This window comes from Phaeobacter sp. B1627, from assembly GCF_006265095.1.
GTDB lineage: Bacteria > Pseudomonadota > Alphaproteobacteria > Rhodobacterales > Rhodobacteraceae > Epibacterium.
The window spans coordinates 1-14,322 of the sequence record NZ_VCNK01000052.1 but is presented as its reverse complement, the minus strand read 5'-3'; the positions used below and the strand labels follow the sequence as shown (position 1 = coordinate 14,322).

General features: G+C 61.5%; 13 protein-coding genes and 2 pseudogenes. 11 read left to right on the top strand and 4 right to left on the bottom strand.

The features are described from left to right. From FGE21_RS18990 to FGE21_RS18975, 3 genes and pseudogenes are all read right to left on the bottom strand, one after another. Positions 1 to 483 (bottom strand): annotated as a pseudogene (locus tag FGE21_RS18990) (hypothetical protein); the annotation flags it as partial. Between the two features lie 833 nt (positions 484 to 1,316). After that, positions 1,317 to 1,991: a flavin reductase family protein gene (locus FGE21_RS18980; RefSeq protein ID WP_139664977.1), complete on the bottom strand. Its 675-nt coding sequence runs from the start codon at positions 1,989 to 1,991 to the stop codon at positions 1,317 to 1,319. After that, complete coding sequence (locus FGE21_RS18975) at positions 1,988 to 2,677, bottom strand: GntR family transcriptional regulator (protein ID WP_139664976.1); 690 nt, start codon at positions 2,675 to 2,677, stop codon at positions 1,988 to 1,990. The genes FGE21_RS18980 and FGE21_RS18975 overlap by 4 nt, the downstream gene beginning before the upstream one ends. Positions 2,678 to 2,843: 166 nt before the next feature. Here FGE21_RS18975 and FGE21_RS18970 point away from each other — a divergent pair, with 166 nt between their 5' ends. The 8 genes from FGE21_RS18970 to FGE21_RS18935 all read left to right on the top strand — a co-directional run bounded on the left by FGE21_RS18970 (position 2,844) and on the right by FGE21_RS18935 (position 11,544). Then, a complete protein-coding gene (locus FGE21_RS18970; RefSeq protein WP_139664975.1) occupies positions 2,844 to 4,421 on the top strand; it encodes an ABC transporter substrate-binding protein in 1,578 nt (525 codons plus the stop codon). A gap of 75 nt (positions 4,422 to 4,496) precedes the next feature. Then, the gene (locus tag FGE21_RS18965) at positions 4,497 to 5,480 is read left to right on the top strand and encodes an ABC transporter permease (RefSeq protein WP_139664974.1); all 984 of its coding nucleotides are present in this window, start codon (positions 4,497 to 4,499) and stop codon (positions 5,478 to 5,480) included. Positions 5,481 to 5,493: 13 nt separating this feature from the next. After that, positions 5,494 to 6,450 (top strand): ABC transporter permease, encoded by a 957-nt coding sequence (locus FGE21_RS18960; RefSeq protein WP_139664973.1) that lies wholly within the window; start codon positions 5,494 to 5,496, stop codon positions 6,448 to 6,450. 5 nt (positions 6,451 to 6,455) lie between these two features. Next, on the top strand, positions 6,456 to 7,637 hold the full coding sequence (locus tag FGE21_RS18955; protein ID WP_255731670.1) for an amidohydrolase family protein: 1,182 nt from the start codon (positions 6,456 to 6,458) through the stop codon (positions 7,635 to 7,637). An 11-nt stretch (positions 7,638 to 7,648) separates the two neighbouring features. Beyond that, positions 7,649 to 9,085, top strand: coding sequence for a chlorohydrolase family protein (locus FGE21_RS18950; RefSeq protein WP_139664972.1), 1,437 nt, complete (start codon positions 7,649 to 7,651; stop codon positions 9,083 to 9,085). After that, positions 9,082 to 10,077, top strand: a complete 996-nt coding sequence (locus FGE21_RS18945; protein ID WP_139664971.1) for an ABC transporter ATP-binding protein — start codon at positions 9,082 to 9,084, stop codon at positions 10,075 to 10,077. The genes FGE21_RS18950 and FGE21_RS18945 overlap by 4 nt, the downstream gene beginning before the upstream one ends. Continuing rightward, positions 10,074 to 11,048 (top strand): ABC transporter ATP-binding protein, encoded by a 975-nt coding sequence (locus FGE21_RS18940; RefSeq protein WP_139664970.1) that lies wholly within the window; start codon positions 10,074 to 10,076, stop codon positions 11,046 to 11,048. The genes FGE21_RS18945 and FGE21_RS18940 overlap by 4 nt, the downstream gene beginning before the upstream one ends. Continuing rightward, on the top strand, positions 11,038 to 11,544 hold the full coding sequence (locus FGE21_RS18935) for a nucleoside deaminase (protein WP_139664969.1): 507 nt from the start codon (positions 11,038 to 11,040) through the stop codon (positions 11,542 to 11,544). Before FGE21_RS18940 ends, FGE21_RS18935 begins: the two co-directional genes overlap by 11 nt. Here the strand turns inward: FGE21_RS18935 and FGE21_RS18930 are convergent. Further along, a complete protein-coding gene (locus FGE21_RS18930; RefSeq protein ID WP_139664968.1) occupies positions 11,526 to 11,771 on the bottom strand; it encodes a hypothetical protein in 246 nt (81 codons plus the stop codon). The genes FGE21_RS18935 and FGE21_RS18930 overlap by 19 nt on opposite strands. A gap of 284 nt (positions 11,772 to 12,055) precedes the next feature. Here FGE21_RS18930 and FGE21_RS18925 point away from each other — a divergent pair, with 284 nt between their 5' ends. From FGE21_RS18925 to FGE21_RS20665, 3 genes and pseudogenes are all read left to right on the top strand, one after another. Further along, positions 12,056 to 13,351 (top strand): MFS transporter, encoded by a 1,296-nt coding sequence (locus FGE21_RS18925; protein ID WP_139664978.1) that lies wholly within the window; start codon positions 12,056 to 12,058, stop codon positions 13,349 to 13,351. Positions 13,352 to 13,356: 5 nt separating this feature from the next. Further along, positions 13,357 to 13,725, top strand: coding sequence for a transposase (locus FGE21_RS18920; protein WP_139664967.1), 369 nt, complete (start codon positions 13,357 to 13,359; stop codon positions 13,723 to 13,725). Between the two features lie 153 nt (positions 13,726 to 13,878). Next, positions 13,879 to 14,322 (top strand): annotated as a pseudogene (locus FGE21_RS20665) (transposase); the annotation flags it as partial.

The window sequence follows — 14,322 nt, the reverse complement described above, 5'->3', positions numbered from 1 at the left end:
GGTCTGCGCACTCGGGGCGGTCAAAACCGGGGCTTCCACATCCATGGCATGCCCGTTTACCGAGAACTCATGGTGCCCCGCAGTCAAATGGGTAGTCGGTGTCGCCAGGGAGAAGGAGAATCCCAAGTAGGTCTCGGTTGCAAATGTGGCGTCGGCAACATGTGCCGTGTAATTGGAAATGTTGCTTTCAGACGTGCCAAGGCAGGTTGCAAGGTTGCTGACGGTCATCGTGGGCCAGCTGGTTAAGTTTCCAGACAGATAATACATTCCGCCAGCGACGTATTGTGGCCACTCAATGTAGACGGCAGCAAATTGCGACGCAGATACAGTCATCCGTACAGTACACGAGGGGCCTATCAGTTCAGAGTCGTTCACATAATCCGCATCAGTAAACCCGTGGCCGATCGTAGGAGCCATCAGCGGTACGGCTGATAGTCCAGCAACCAAAGCGGCTCTTGCCCGGCTAAAAATATCTCGTTTCATATCTAGTCCTGCACTCAAGGTCTGCGTTGTCCGTTCAATAGGTCTGAGCTCTAGCCGCGCAACGGTTGGCAAAGTATGAAGATGTGGCGCAGTCGGTTGGAAATTTTGCATCCCCTTGCAAAGCCCTGTCCGCACTGTATTTTTCCGCGCGTGGGGCGAGCATTACGCAGAAGGACTCAGGGAGTGCAAGTCGCTGGGACATAAGATGGGTTGGCCAGCCTGACGCCTTTGCTCATGATGCAAATAAGTCACGATTTCATAGTGTTGCCAATGCTATGGTTTGATTTGATCTGATGCCGACTTCGATGTGGGGCGTGCTCTATGGCCGGGGCCGTCCGCGCAGCTGCGAGGACGCCAAAGGCGATGCCGATCAAGACCGACGGGCGGGATGCCAAAGGGATCGCGCGATTGTTGCAAACGGGCTGGTTGCGACCCGTGCACTGCAACTCGATTGCGGGGCAGGAAGGCTGTTTGGGACGTGATCTGAGCCCCCCCCACTGCCGAAAGGCCATGCTTGCATCGCTCAGACGGAAGCGGCCGCTTGCCCCGCGTAAACAGGCCGAACTCACGTCTGCTTCTGACCAGCGCGAATCACTTCAAGAATGTTCTGCCATGCAGGCGACCACACAGGCTATTGAGGGTCACTGCAAGACGCTGCGGCGCAGTTCATCATTGCGGCCATTCCTTCCATCGTGCAGCAGGCCGAGCGTTTGAGGACGGGCTGGATGGGTCTTGTTCGCGTTTGATGTGTCGCAAGACGAACGGCTTCCCCAACGTGAAAGGTCTTTCCGGGCGCCCCTTTGAAAGGGCGCAGACGACACCCGATGCGGTCTTCAGGTATTGCCGACCCGAACCTGTTTCTTGCCTGGGCGGCGCAGGTCCTCGGCCGAGGGTGTCGGCAGATCAAAGTAGTCAAAGGTGCCGGAATACCCGTTTCCGCCCATTCGTCCCAGCGCGTCGAGTTTCTCGTGATCGGAATAGAAGGTGGCCGGGTCGATGATGTCTTCGCGGATATGGGCACGAACGATCCGTCCCAGGATGATCTCGCGTGCGGAACTGACTGCGATGCCGAGGTAGCGTTCGCACTCGAAAGCGACCGGCGCTTCGGCAATGCGGGGGCACGCCACCCGATCGCCAGGTGCCGCCGTCAAACCGGCCATCTCCAGCTCGTCCACCTCGGGGGCGAAGGCCGCGGCCGTCACCGCCATCGCCTCGACATTGGCGCGGTCGACGATGTTGACGGTGAAGCAGTTCGTCATCCGGATGTTGTAGGCCGTATCCTTGAAACTGCGGTCCGGCTTGTTTTCGACCCCAAGCGCGAGGATCGGTGGATCGGCGGAAAGGCAGTTGAAAAAGGAATATGGCGCGGCATTGACCACCCCGTCGGTAGAGACGGTGGTGACCCAGGCGATCGGGCGCGGCACAATTGTTCCGATCATCACCTTGTAGGCCTCGCGGGCAGAGAGATCGGCGAAATCGAAGCCGTAATAGCCGTTGTGCAGGGTCATTGGGCCAGCTCCTTGCCGTAGTGTGAAAGAATCAATTGGATACTATCCGGCCGGGCAGAAAACTCGGCGCGGTCGGCAACGGCACCAAGATGGTGTTCCATGATCACAATTGCGCGTGCAGCATCGCCAGCGCGGATTGCATCAATGATCTGCGAATGTTCATCGACCGCGCAATCAGAGGAGTGGCTGCGCGCATAGAGCGACATGATCAGGGAACAGCGCAGCACGACCTCGGCAACGTAGCGCGTGAGAACCGGGTTGCCGGTAAGCTCAGCCAGCAGGACATGGAACTCGCCAGCGAGGCGAATCGACACCGGACCATCCTTGCCCTTGACCGCCTCTTCCTGACGCACATGCGCTTCGAGACGGTCATATCCACTACGCGGCATTCGCTCGCAAAGTATTCTAATCACGTCATTTTCCAAGCAACGCCGCACCTCGAAGACATGCTGTGCCTCGTCACGGCTGGGTTCTGCAACAAAGGCGCCGCGATTCCGTCGGGTAACCACCAACCCCTCATGCTCAAGCCGCACCAGCGCGTGGCGCACGATGGTGCGCGAGACGCCGAATTGCTCGCCCACGGTGTCTTCGGGTAGCCGCATGCCCGGTTTCAATGCCTGCTCGATGATTGCCTTACGCAGCAGGTCATGTACCGCGTCGGTCAGCGTCGTCTTGTTCTCACTCATGATCTGCTCTGCCTATCGAATTTGCACAATCAATACCGCATACAGTTCAGCCAGTCAATCGGATACAATTTACTTGCGTTGGGAGGTCCGTTGTGCAATCCAAGCTACATCGTATCCAATTTTGACCAACCGCAAGAGACAATCCATCGAGGAAAGGGACAGACACATGACACTTCGACACCTCCTGCTTGCGACTGCGGCAGTTGCGACTTTTTCGGGCGCAGCGCAGGCCGAGAACGTGCTGAAATGGGGCGCCAACCGCGATATCGGCTCGCTTGACCCCTATTCCTTCGGCGATAGCTTCACCATCAACGTGCTCAACCACGTCTACGAAGGGCTGGTGCGCTACAACAAGGATCTGAAGATCGAGCCGGCGCTGGCGGAAAGCTGGGAAATCCTTGATGACAAGATCACCTGGCGGTTCAAGCTGCGCGAGGGCGTGACCTTCCACAATGGCAATTCATTCACCGCTGAGGATGTGGTCGCTTCGCTGGCCCGCGTCAGCCACGAGACCTCGCCGCTGAAGGGCAACCTTCCAGCATATGTCAGCTCCAAGGTAGTGGACGACCTGACGGTCGATATCACCCTGAACGGGACCTATCCGCTTCTGCTGAACGATCTGACCAATATCCATATCTTCGACGCGGAATGGATGACCGAGAACGACGCGCTGATGCCGACCGACGTGGGCGCGGGCACCGAAGGGTATGCGACATACAACGCCAATGGCACCGGACCCTTCATCGTCGAAAGCCGCCAGCCCGATGCCAAGACGGTCTTTGTCGTCAATGCCGATTGGTGGGACGAGCCGCAGCACAACCTTGACCGCATCGAGTTGACGCCGGTGAACTCGGCCGCGACCCGCGTCGCCGCTCTGTTATCGGGTGAGATCAGCTTTACCAATGACGCGCCGGTGCAGGACCTGCCGCGCCTGGCCGCCGCGCCGAATGTCGAAGTGCTGGAAGGTGTTGATCTGCGCACCGTGATGATCGGCTTTCCCTTTCGCGAGACGCTGACCACCGGCGAGCCGAACCCCTTTGTCGAGAAGCCCGTGCGCGAGGCGCTGTACAAGGCGATCGACCTTGACCTGATCCAGCAGAAGGTGATGCGCGGCAAGTCCCGCAATGCCGGTGCCACCGTCGCACCGCCGATCCCCGGCTATACCGAGGCGCTGGACGAGCTGCCTGGCTACGACCCCGAGGCGTCGAAGGCCCTGCTTGCCGAGGCGGGCGTGCCCGAGGGGTTGGAGTTCGAATTCAACTGCCTCAGCGACGGGTTGGTGAACGAAGAGCAGTTCTGTCAGGCCATCGCCTCAATGTGGAGCCGGATCGGCCTGTCGCCCAAGCTGGACGTGGCACCGCGCGCGGTGCAATCTCCCAAGCGCACCAATGCAAAGACCGACATCTACACGCTGGGATGGGCCACGCTGCCGCTGCTCGACAGCTATTCGCCGCTGCTGCAGATCTTCCATTCGAAGGACGGCAATGCGGGCGTGTTCAACTGGGGCGGCTGGTCCTACCCCGAACTGGACGCGCTGATCGACGCGGCCGGCAGCGAACTGGAGCTTGAGGCGCGGCTGGCGTTGCAGACCGAGGCCCTGCAGATGGTGAAGGACGAGATTATCATGATCCCGCTGCATCAACAGCCGATGGCCTGGGCGGTGACCGAGGGCGTTTCCGAGATGCCACTCTTCCCCGATGCCAAGCCGCGGCTCTGGTTTGCCCGGATGGCTGAGGGCTCCTGACGCCCGGTGCCGGGCTGATCGCGCCTTGGTCAGCCCGGCACATTCGATCGCCGCAACATCAGATTGGACAACGGAATGATTGCCTTTCTTCTCAAACGCACGGCCAACGCGGCCTTCGTCATGCTCGCGGTGGCGTTATTGGCCTTTGTGATCTTCCGTTTCTTTGGAGATCCGGTCGAAATGATGGTCAACGAGCAAGCCACACTGCAGGACCGTATCGAGCTGCGCGAACGGCTGGGGCTGAACGACGGTTTCGTCACCCAGTACACCCGGTTCGTCACCAACGCGGTGCAGGGTGATTTCGGAGTGTCCTATCGCAACCAGCAGGATGTGATGGTGCTTATAAAGGAACGGTTCCCGGCCACCTTCGAATTGGTGCTGGTGGCCACGGTGATCTCGCTCGTGGTTGGCATCCCGGCAGGGGTGATCACGGCCGTCTATCGCGACAGTCGCTTGGCCAATGCGTTGCAATTGGGATCGATCATCGGGGTGTCTTTGCCAAGTTTCGTGGTGGGCATCCTGTTGATCCTGGCCTTTTCCGTGTCGCTTGGTTGGCTGCCCGCCTTTGGACGGGGCGCAACGGTGGACATCGGCTGGTGGTCGACCGGACTTCTCACGCCGTCGGGGCGGGCCGCGCTGGTGCTGCCCGCGATCTCGCTCTCGACCTTTCAGGTGACGCTGGTGATGCGCCTGGTGCGGGCCGAGATGCTCGAAACGCTGCGCGCCGATTACATCAAGTTCGCCCGCGCCCGTGGCGTGCCGACACGACGGGTGCAGTGGCGCCACGCATTGCGCAATTGCCTGATGCCGGTGATCACCCTGACGGGGATGCAGATCGGCAACCTGATCGCCTTTGCCCTCGTGACCGAGACGGTGTTTCAGTGGCCGGGGATGGGGATGCTCTTCATCCAGGCGGTGACCTTTGTCGATCTGCCGGTGATGGCCGCTTATCTGCTGATCGTTTCCCTGATTTTCGTCGTCCTGAACACCCTTGTCGACATCACCTATGCCTGGGTCGATCCGCGCCTGCGCGACGACAGTGCCCGTGGCAATGGCTGAACCGGAGAGCCCCATGGACAACACAATCCCACAAACCACCCCCGCCGCACCGAAGCGCCCTTCGCGGCTGACCCTTCTGCGCGACAGCGACCTGTGGCATTCCTTCCGCGCGCATCCTTCGGCGATCTTTGCCGCTGCGCTCTTGGCATTGGTGGCGCTGACTGCCTTTCTTGCCCCCTGGATCACCCCGCAGAACCCCTATGACCTGGCGGCGCTGGAGCTGTGGAATTCCGAGATCCCGCCGATCTGGGAGGCAGGCGGCCAATGGCCCTTCGTTCTGGGCACCGACACGCAGGGTCGCGACATTCTGTCGGCGGTGCTTTACGGCTCGCGCATTTCGCTGATCATCGGTTTCGCATCGGTCCTGCTGGCGCTGGCCGTGGGCCTCGCGCTGGGGCTGGTGGCGGGCTATTTCGGCGGCTGGATCGACAACGTCATCATGCGGGTTGGCGATGTCCTTCTGTCGATGCCCTTCATCCTGATCGCCATCCTGATCACCGCCATCGCCAGCGCATCGCTGCCCACGGGACTGAAGGATGTGCTGGCCGCGCCGATCCTGATCGTTGCCATCGCGGTGCCGTCCTGGGTGCAATATGCCCGCACGGTACGCGCCTCGGCCATGGTCGAGGCAAAGAAGGAATACGTCCAGGCGGCCAAGCTGATCCGGGTGAAACCCTGGCGGATCATGCTGCACCACATCCTGCCCAACTGCCTGACGCCGATCCTGGTGGCGGCCACGCTGAACTTTGGCCTTGCGATCCTGTCTGAGGCGACGCTTTCGTTCCTTGGCGTGGGCATGCCGCCGGACCAGCCGTCACTCGGTACGCTTATCCGCATCGGCAATCAGTATCTCTTCTCCGGCCTGTGGTGGATCGTGGTGTTCCCGTCGATCCAGCTCTGCCTGATCGTGCTGTCGGTCAACATGATCGGCGATTGGCTGCGCGATGCCCTCAACCCCAAACTGCGGTGATTACAGTGATTTCCAAGACCCTCAAGAATGTGCGCCCGATGGGTGGCCCGGCAACAGACCTGCATATCGTCGACGGTGTGTTCTCCGTTGATGCACCCGAAGGGGCCGAGGTGATCGACGGCGGCGGGCGTATCCTGATCCCCGGGCTGATCGAGGCCCATACCCATCTCGACAAGTCACTGCTCGGCCTGCCGTGGTATCGAAACGAGGTCGGCCCGCGCCTGATCGACAAGATCAACAACGAGCGCGAGGTGAAGGTCTCGCTCGGCCTTGATCCGCAGGTCCAGAGCGAGCGCCACGCCATCCTCGCCATGTCGCATGGCTGCACCCATATCCGCAGCCATGTGGATGTCGACACGCATCACGGACTGGCCGGAATTGAGGGCGTCATGGCGACGCGAGAGAAACTTTCCGGCATGGTGGACATCCAGATCGTGGCCTTTCCCCAGTCCGGCATGATGACCCGCCCCGGCACCGCCGATCTGATGGACGAGGCGCTGGCCCTGGGCGCGGACCTGGTCGGGGGCATCGACCCCTGCGGCATGGAGCATGACCCCAAGGGGCACCTCGATACGGTGTTCGAACTGGCCGATAAACACGGCAAGCAAATAGACATTCACCTGCATGAACGCGATGCGCTTGGCTGGTTCTCGATGGAGGAAATTATCAACCGCACGCAAGCGCTGGGGATGCAGGGGATGGTTTCGATTTCCCATGCCTTCTGCCTTGGCGCAGTGGACCGTGGCTATGTGACGGGCCTGCAGGAAAAGCTGGCAGAGAACCGCATTCACATCCTGACCACCGCGCCGGCCTCGGCCCCGGTGCCTGCGGTCAAGGAGCTGAGCGCGCTTGGCATTCTGACCGGGGCGGGTTGTGACGGCATTCGCGACACTTGGGGTCCATATGGAAATTCGGACATGCTGGAAAAAGCGATGCACATTGGCATGCGCAACAACCTGCGCCGCGATGACGAACTCGCGCTGGCGCTGGACATCTGTACATATGGCGGCGCGGCGATCATGGGTGTCGAGGGCTACGGGCTGGACGTGGGGTGCCCTGCCGATTGCGTGTTGCTCGAGGGCGAGACACTGGCCGAGGCCATTGTGACCCGTGCGCCGCGCAAGCTGGTCCTCAAGGGCGGCGCGATCATCGCACGCGACGGGGCCTGCGTGATCGAGGCCCCGTGATGGAGAGGGTGATGCAGGGCCGCACACTCCTTTGCGCGCAATGGGTGATCGGCCACAGTGATGGCCGCCATGTCGTCCATGAAAACGGCGTGGTGGCAATCGAAGGGACCGATGTGCTGCATGTGGGCGCGTCCTTTGACGGGCCGGTCGCGCGACGGATCGACTACGGTGCGGCGGTGATTTCGCCCGGGTTTATCGACCTTGATGCGCTGTCCGATCTCGACACCACGATCCTTGGCTATGACAACGGCCCTGCATGGAAAAAGGGCCGTGTCTGGCCCGAAAGCTATGTCAAGCGCGGACCCTACGAAATGTATACGTCCGAAGAACTGGCATTCCAAAAACACCATGCCTTTGCCCATCTGATCCGCAACGGCATTACCACGGCGCTGCCCATCGCATCGCTGTTCTACCGTGCATGGGGCGAGACGGTCGCCGAGTTCGACGCCGCCGCCGCCGCCGCTGAAGAGCTTGGCTTGCGTGTCTACCTCGGTCCCGCCTATCGCAGCGGCGGGCAGGTGACGGATGAGTGGGGCAATATCCGCGCTGTGTTTGACGAGGCGCGCGGGTTGCAGGGGCTGGCCGAGGCCGCCGATTTCGCCGCCCGCATCGACGGTATCGCCGGCGGTCGCATCCGGGCCATGTTTGCTCCTGATCGGATTGAGACCTGCACGGAAACACTGTTGCGGCGCACATCTGACATTGCCGACGAAATGGGCGCGCCGGTGCGCCAGCATTGCAGCCAATCGCCGGTTGAACTGCGACTTGTACGCGAACAACACGGCTGCGCGCCGATCGAATGGCTGCACCAAATCGACGCATTGCATCCGAACTGGCTGTTGCCGCATGGCACACAGGCCACCGAGACCGAATTCGACCTGATCGCCGGGGCCGGGGCCAGTTTGGTGCATTGCCCGTTGGTTAGCGCCCGGCACGGCGGGATGCTGAAGAGTTTCCCCAAAGCACGCGCCAGGGGCATCACCATCGGCCTTGGCACCGACACGCACCCAGCCGACATGATCCTCAACTTGCAGATCGGCATGATGACCGCGCGGCTGGCCGACGGCATGGAGGCGATCCGGTCTGAAGACATGTTCGATGCAGCCACGCTGGGCGGTGCCGCGGCGTTGAAACGACCCGATCTTGGCCGCCTTGCTCCCGGAGCAAAGGCCGACATCACGGTGACCGACCTGAGCCGCACCTTGCAGACGCCGGACCCGGTGCAGACGCTGATGACCTCTGCCTCGGGCCGCGACGTTCGCGACGTGTTCATTGATGGGCGAAGGGTGATGGCCGATGGCGTGATCCCCGGCATTGATGAGACAGCCGACGCCGCCCGCGCCCAGGCGCAGTTCGACGGGCTGATCGCGAAATACCCTGGCCGCACCGTCGGTCACCCGCCTGTTTCCGAAATCTTCACCCCCAGCTACGAGAGGGCCGCGCCATGAGCGATGTTGTTCTCGACGTGCAGAACCTGTGCGTCGAATTTCCCACCCGCAAGGGCCTGCTGACCGCTGTCGATGGCATCTCCCTGCAAATCCAGCGCGGCGAGATCCTGGGCATGGTCGGTGAATCCGGTGCCGGGAAATCCATGACCGGCATGTCGATCCTCGGGCTTCTTGAGCCGCCGGGCCGGATCGCTGCAGGCAGCATCCACCTGTCGGGCGACCGGATCGACGACCTCGATGACCGCGCCATGCAAGCGGTGCGCGGCCGCCGGATCGGCGCGATATTTCAGGACCCTCTGACCTCCCTCAATCCGCTGTTCCGCGTCGGCGACCAACTGGTCGAGACCATCCGCCTGCATACCGACCTCGACAAGCCCGCTGCCCGCGAGCGTGCCAGAGAACTGATGCGCGAGGTGGGCATCCCGGCGGTCGAAGAACGCATCGACAGCTATCCGCACCAATTCTCTGGCGGTATGCGGCAGCGGATCGTGATCGCCCTGGCACTCTGTGCCGAGCCGGAATTGATCGTGGCGGACGAGCCGACCACCGCGCTTGACGTCTCGATCCAGGCTCAGATCACCGCGCTGCTGAAACGCCTCTGCCGTGAGCGGGGCACGGCGGTTATGCTGGTGACCCACGACATGGGGGTGATCGCTGAAACCGCCGATCGGGTGGCGGTGATGTATGCCGGTCGTCTGGCCGAGATCGGCGCCGTGGACGATGTGGTGCGGCGTCCGCAGCATCCCTATACCAAGGGGCTCATGGGCTCGATCCCGTCGCTGCGCACGGACGTGGAGGAATTGCAAATGATCCCCGGCTCGATGCCGCGTCTCAATGCCATCCCGCCGGGCTGCGCCTTCAACCCGCGCTGCGCCCATGCCGGGCCGCGTTGCCGGGAGGAGGTGCCGCGAATCGCCCGTGGCGACATCACCGGCGCCGCCTGTTGGCTGGCGCAGGCCGGAACCACCCTCACCCCTGGAGAAGCCGCATGACCCTCCGCAACAATGCCATCCTCGAAGTCGATGCGCTGGAACGCCGCTTCGACGTCTCGGCCCCTTGGCTCAATCGCCTGATCGAGCGCAAACCGCGCAAGACCCTGCGCGCCGTCGATGGCGTCGATTTCGTCATCCAGCGCGGCCAGACCCTGGCCTTGGTGGGCGAGTCGGGCTGTGGCAAGAGCACCATTGCCAAGCTGGTCACCGGGCTGCACTCGCCCTCTGGCGGCAGCATTCGGTTCCACGGAGACCGTGACCGGCTGCAGATGATCTTTCAGGACCCTTTTGCCAGCCTCAACCCGCGCTGGCGCGTGGCCCGGATCATTGCCGAACCGCTGCGCACGCTGAGCCCCGATACGCCCGAGGCCGAGGTATCGGCGCGTGTGGACGAGCTGTTGCGCACCGTGGGGTTGGCGCCCGCCGACGGGCTGAAGTTCCCACATGAATTCTCCGGCGGCCAGCGGCAACGCATCTCCATCGCCCGCGCGCTGGCGGGCGATCCGGAATTCCTTGTCTGCGACGAGCCCACGTCGGCGCTGGATGTCTCGGTGCAGGCGCAGGTGCTCAATCTGATGAAGCGGCTGCAGAAAAAGATGGACCTTACCTATCTCTTCATCAGCCATGACCTGAGCGTGGTGCGGCACATGGCCGATGTGATTGCGGTGATGTACCTGGGCCGCATCGTCGAGATCCAGCCGACCGCCGATCTCTTTGCCAACCCGCTGCATCCCTATACCGGGCTGCTGCTTGAAACGATCCCCAATCTCGAAGCGCCCAAGCGCGACCGCAGCCCGATGGTCGGCGAGGTCCCTTCGCCAGTCTCGCCCCCCTCAGGATGCAGCTTTCACCCGCGTTGCCCGCGGGCCTTCGACCGGTGCAAGACCGAACGCCCGCAGCGCAGCGCGAAAGTCCACAACCGCCGCGTCGCCTGTTTCGCGGCAGAACAAGGAGCCCCCGATGTACAATGAAACCTTCCTGCGCCGCGCCATCGAGATCTCGGCAGAGGCGCTCGACACCCCCGGCACCGAGCCCTTTGGCGCGGTCATCGTCAAGAATGGCAAGATCGTCGGTGAGGGGATCAACCGCTCCGTGATGAACCATGACCCGACTTCCCATGGCGAAACCGAAGCGATCCGCGACGCCTGCCGCAATCTTGAAACGGTCGATCTGCGCGGGAGTGAGCTATATTCCAGTTGCGAGCCCTGCGCTCTTTGCGTGGCCGCGATGAACATCGCCGGGATCACCGCGCTATACTACGCCGCCGACATGGCGCAGGCCGGTGGCGCCCTCGCCCATCTGCCCGAGGCCGCGCGCTTTCCGGTGGATGTGGACCGTCTGACCCATGAATGCGGGCGTCCGGTTGCGGAGAGGATTATGCCAGCCGAGCAACATCTGGACGCCGAGGCCACGAAGATCCTGCGAGACTGGGCCTGCCATGCACAGTCTCAGGTCAGATCAGGCTGAACCCGAATGACGCCGACGATGGCCGAAAGCATAGTGTCGGTCGCACACGCCGACGCGCCCGGTACTAAGGCGCTTGCATCCACCAGCAGGGTGGCGTGTGCGAGGGCGCGGCAGATGTTCGAATCCTCGGCCTCAAAGAGAGCGACGTTCTGATACATGCTCGCCTGGAACCCTGCGGCATTGACCGGGTTCTGCGTCTCGATCAGGAGGGGAAACGGCGGGCACATGCGTTGCACCTCACGCGCATCTGCGCTGCTGAACGTCGTGGGGGCCGCAGTTCAGGGCATCAACGGCATGGGACTGAGCCACACTCCCCATTGCACGTAAATCCGCCCTGCGCTTTCCTCCTTGTCAGATTTATCGCCGCGGGATGGCACGCATCCAGCAGCCACAAACCTTAGACAAGGCGGCCATTCCTTGGACCTGTTCGAACGGCAGCTTGGTTGCGGGGAATAGGTTCCTGATCACCTGAGGTATTGTGCACGTCGACAGCAACGCCGATGCTGCAAAGATGGCTACCGAAATCGAGTTCTCTTTCGCCGCACTGAACGCGTCAGCGAGACGGCACATTCGCGTGTTTCAAATTCACCAGTTCCTTGACCGATTTGCGATGGGACTGACAGTCGCCGTCGTTGCACTGGCATTGACTGACCGTGGCCTGGACCTCGTTCAGATCTCGCTTCTGTTCGGGGTTTACTCAATCACGACGATGGCCACGGAGCTGCCGTTCGGTGGCCTCGCCGACAGCATAGGCCGCAAGCCGGTCTTTTTGGCGGCGGTCGTCGCCAGCTTGATTTCGCTCCTGCTGTTTCTCTCGACGCGTGATTTCAATGTTTTGGTGCTTTCGTTTGCATTCATCGGTTTTGGACGCGCGCTCAGGTCAGGCACGCTCGATGCTTGGTTTGTGGAAACGTTCAAGGCCGCAGCACCCGACGTGGATGTCCAGCCCGCACTGGCCAAAGCGCAATGGGCCAACGCCGTCGGTTTGGCCGTTGGCGCCGTCGTGGGAGGGCTGCTGCCCGATATTTTTGGCGAGGCCGCAAAAAGCCTCGGGCTCTGCATCTATGATGTATCCTACCTGGCAAGCATCATCGTGATGCTCGGCGTATTTGTTTTCACCATATTGGCCATTGTCGAAAAACCGCGCCCCAGAGACGTCACCGCTCTCATGCACGGCTTCGCCAATGTCCCAACAGTGATCAGGGACGCGAGCCTTTTGGCTCTTGGGCATCCCGCTCTTTCGATGCTTCTGGCCGCGTTGGCCTTCTTTCTGATGGCAACCAACCCGGTCGAGGTGATCTGGCCGACCCATGCAAAACCCATGTTGGACGAGGGCTACGCAAACACCGTCATCGGTGCCGTCACTGCGACCTATTTCTTCTCCATCGCATTCGGAGCATCTTTGTCTCCATACATCAGCCGGATCTTCAAGCGGCGGCATGCCATGACACTGGCGGCGACCTTCGCTTGCGCGGGCGTCGCTCAGATAGGCCTGGCGTTACAAGGGGGCATCATAGGATTCGTGACGGTATTCGTCCTGTATTCCGTGATCCTCGGTGTTTCTGAGACGCCGGCCAGCAGCATTCTGCATCGCTGTGTAGAAGACCGTCAGCGCTCGACCCTCCTCTCTCTGAGATCGCTGATACAACAACTGGGGGCCGCATCGGGCCTGGTTTTGGCCGGAACTGTCGCTGAAATCTACTCTACGCCTGTGGCATGGTCAGTCGGTGCCGTGTTTCTGTTCATTGCTGTGATGCTGATCTTGGTGCTGGCCAAACGCGTGGCCGTAGAAGCCGAGAGCGGATGAGGTGGATGGCTCCTGCCCACCGGCCTCGAACGTGCCAAAGTGCAATTGTCATCGACTGCAAGGAAAGGAGCCACCCAACGACAGTAAAGACCGTGGGCCTGGATTTGGCCGAGGATGTTTTCCAGGTACACTGCGTTTCGGCCGAGGGACGCAAGATCATCAACAAACAGATCAAGCGGGCGAAGCTTTTGGCATTCTTCGAGACCTTGCCGGAATGTGTGGTCGGCATGAAAGCCTGTGGCTCTGCGCATCATTGGGGCCGAGAGCTCCGCAAGCTGGGCCATGATGTTCGGCCCATGCCTGCCGCCTACGTCAAACCCTATGTGAAGCGCGGCAAGACAGACAGATGCGGCAGATGCCGAAGCGATCTGTGAAGCCCTACGTCGCCCCACCATGTATTACCAGACAGGCGATGTCTGCATCGCCGAGAGGGCGTTTGTCGAGATCAAATCAGAAGATCAGCGAGCTGTTTTCGCCATCCATCGTGTCCGGGATCTCGTCGTGCGCAGCTCTCCCAGGTCGTGAATATGATCCTCAGTATCCTGAGGGAGTTCGGGCACATTCTGCCGACGGGTATCCAGACCGTGCCGACGTTTGCCCGAGAGCATGGGACTGACGACCAGCTGCAAATGCCCGAGATCGCAGACGGCATTCTCGGCGGGCTGTGCCATCAGCTGAATGGTCTCAATGCGCGCATCGATGGGCTGACCAAACTGATCGAACAACATGCATGGCGGGATGCTGATGCTCGACGACTGATGCGCATGCCAGGGGTCGGCCCCATCACGGCCTCTGCCATTGTCGCTGCCATTGGCGACGCAAAGCAGTTCGAGACAGGGCGTGGGCCTGGTACCAAAGCAGCACTCAAGCGGCGGCAAGGCCCGCCTGTTCGGTATCAGCAAACGAGGCGACAGGTATTTGCGGAGGATGTTGATCCACGGGGCGCGCGCTGAGCCTCCCCCTTTAAAGTG

Excerpts from the sequence above, each read along its gene's own strand:
- FGE21_RS18940 (WP_139664970.1), top strand. The coding sequence starts at position 10,074 with ATGACCCTCCGCAACAATGCCATCCTCGAAGTCGATGCGCTGGAACGC.
- FGE21_RS18960 (WP_139664973.1), top strand. The coding sequence starts at position 5,494 with ATGGACAACACAATCCCACAAACCACCCCCGCCGCACCGAAGCGCCCT.
- FGE21_RS18965 (WP_139664974.1), top strand. The coding sequence starts at position 4,497 with ATGATTGCCTTTCTTCTCAAACGCACGGCCAACGCGGCCTTCGTCATG.
- FGE21_RS18930 (WP_139664968.1), bottom strand. The coding sequence starts at position 11,771 with ATGTGCCCGCCGTTTCCCCTCCTGATCGAGACGCAGAACCCGGTCAAT.
- FGE21_RS18975 (WP_139664976.1), bottom strand. The coding sequence starts at position 2,677 with ATGAGTGAGAACAAGACGACGCTGACCGACGCGGTACATGACCTGCTG.
- FGE21_RS18970 (WP_139664975.1), top strand. The coding sequence starts at position 2,844 with ATGACACTTCGACACCTCCTGCTTGCGACTGCGGCAGTTGCGACTTTT.
- FGE21_RS18980 (WP_139664977.1), bottom strand. The coding sequence starts at position 1,991 with ATGACCCTGCACAACGGCTATTACGGCTTCGATTTCGCCGATCTCTCT.
- FGE21_RS18935 (WP_139664969.1), top strand. The coding sequence starts at position 11,038 with ATGTACAATGAAACCTTCCTGCGCCGCGCCATCGAGATCTCGGCAGAG.
- FGE21_RS18950 (WP_139664972.1), top strand. The coding sequence starts at position 7,649 with ATGCAGGGCCGCACACTCCTTTGCGCGCAATGGGTGATCGGCCACAGT.
- FGE21_RS18945 (WP_139664971.1), top strand. The coding sequence starts at position 9,082 with ATGAGCGATGTTGTTCTCGACGTGCAGAACCTGTGCGTCGAATTTCCC.
- FGE21_RS18920 (WP_139664967.1), top strand. The coding sequence starts at position 13,357 with ATGGCTCCTGCCCACCGGCCTCGAACGTGCCAAAGTGCAATTGTCATC.
- FGE21_RS18925 (WP_139664978.1), top strand. The coding sequence starts at position 12,056 with ATGGCTACCGAAATCGAGTTCTCTTTCGCCGCACTGAACGCGTCAGCG.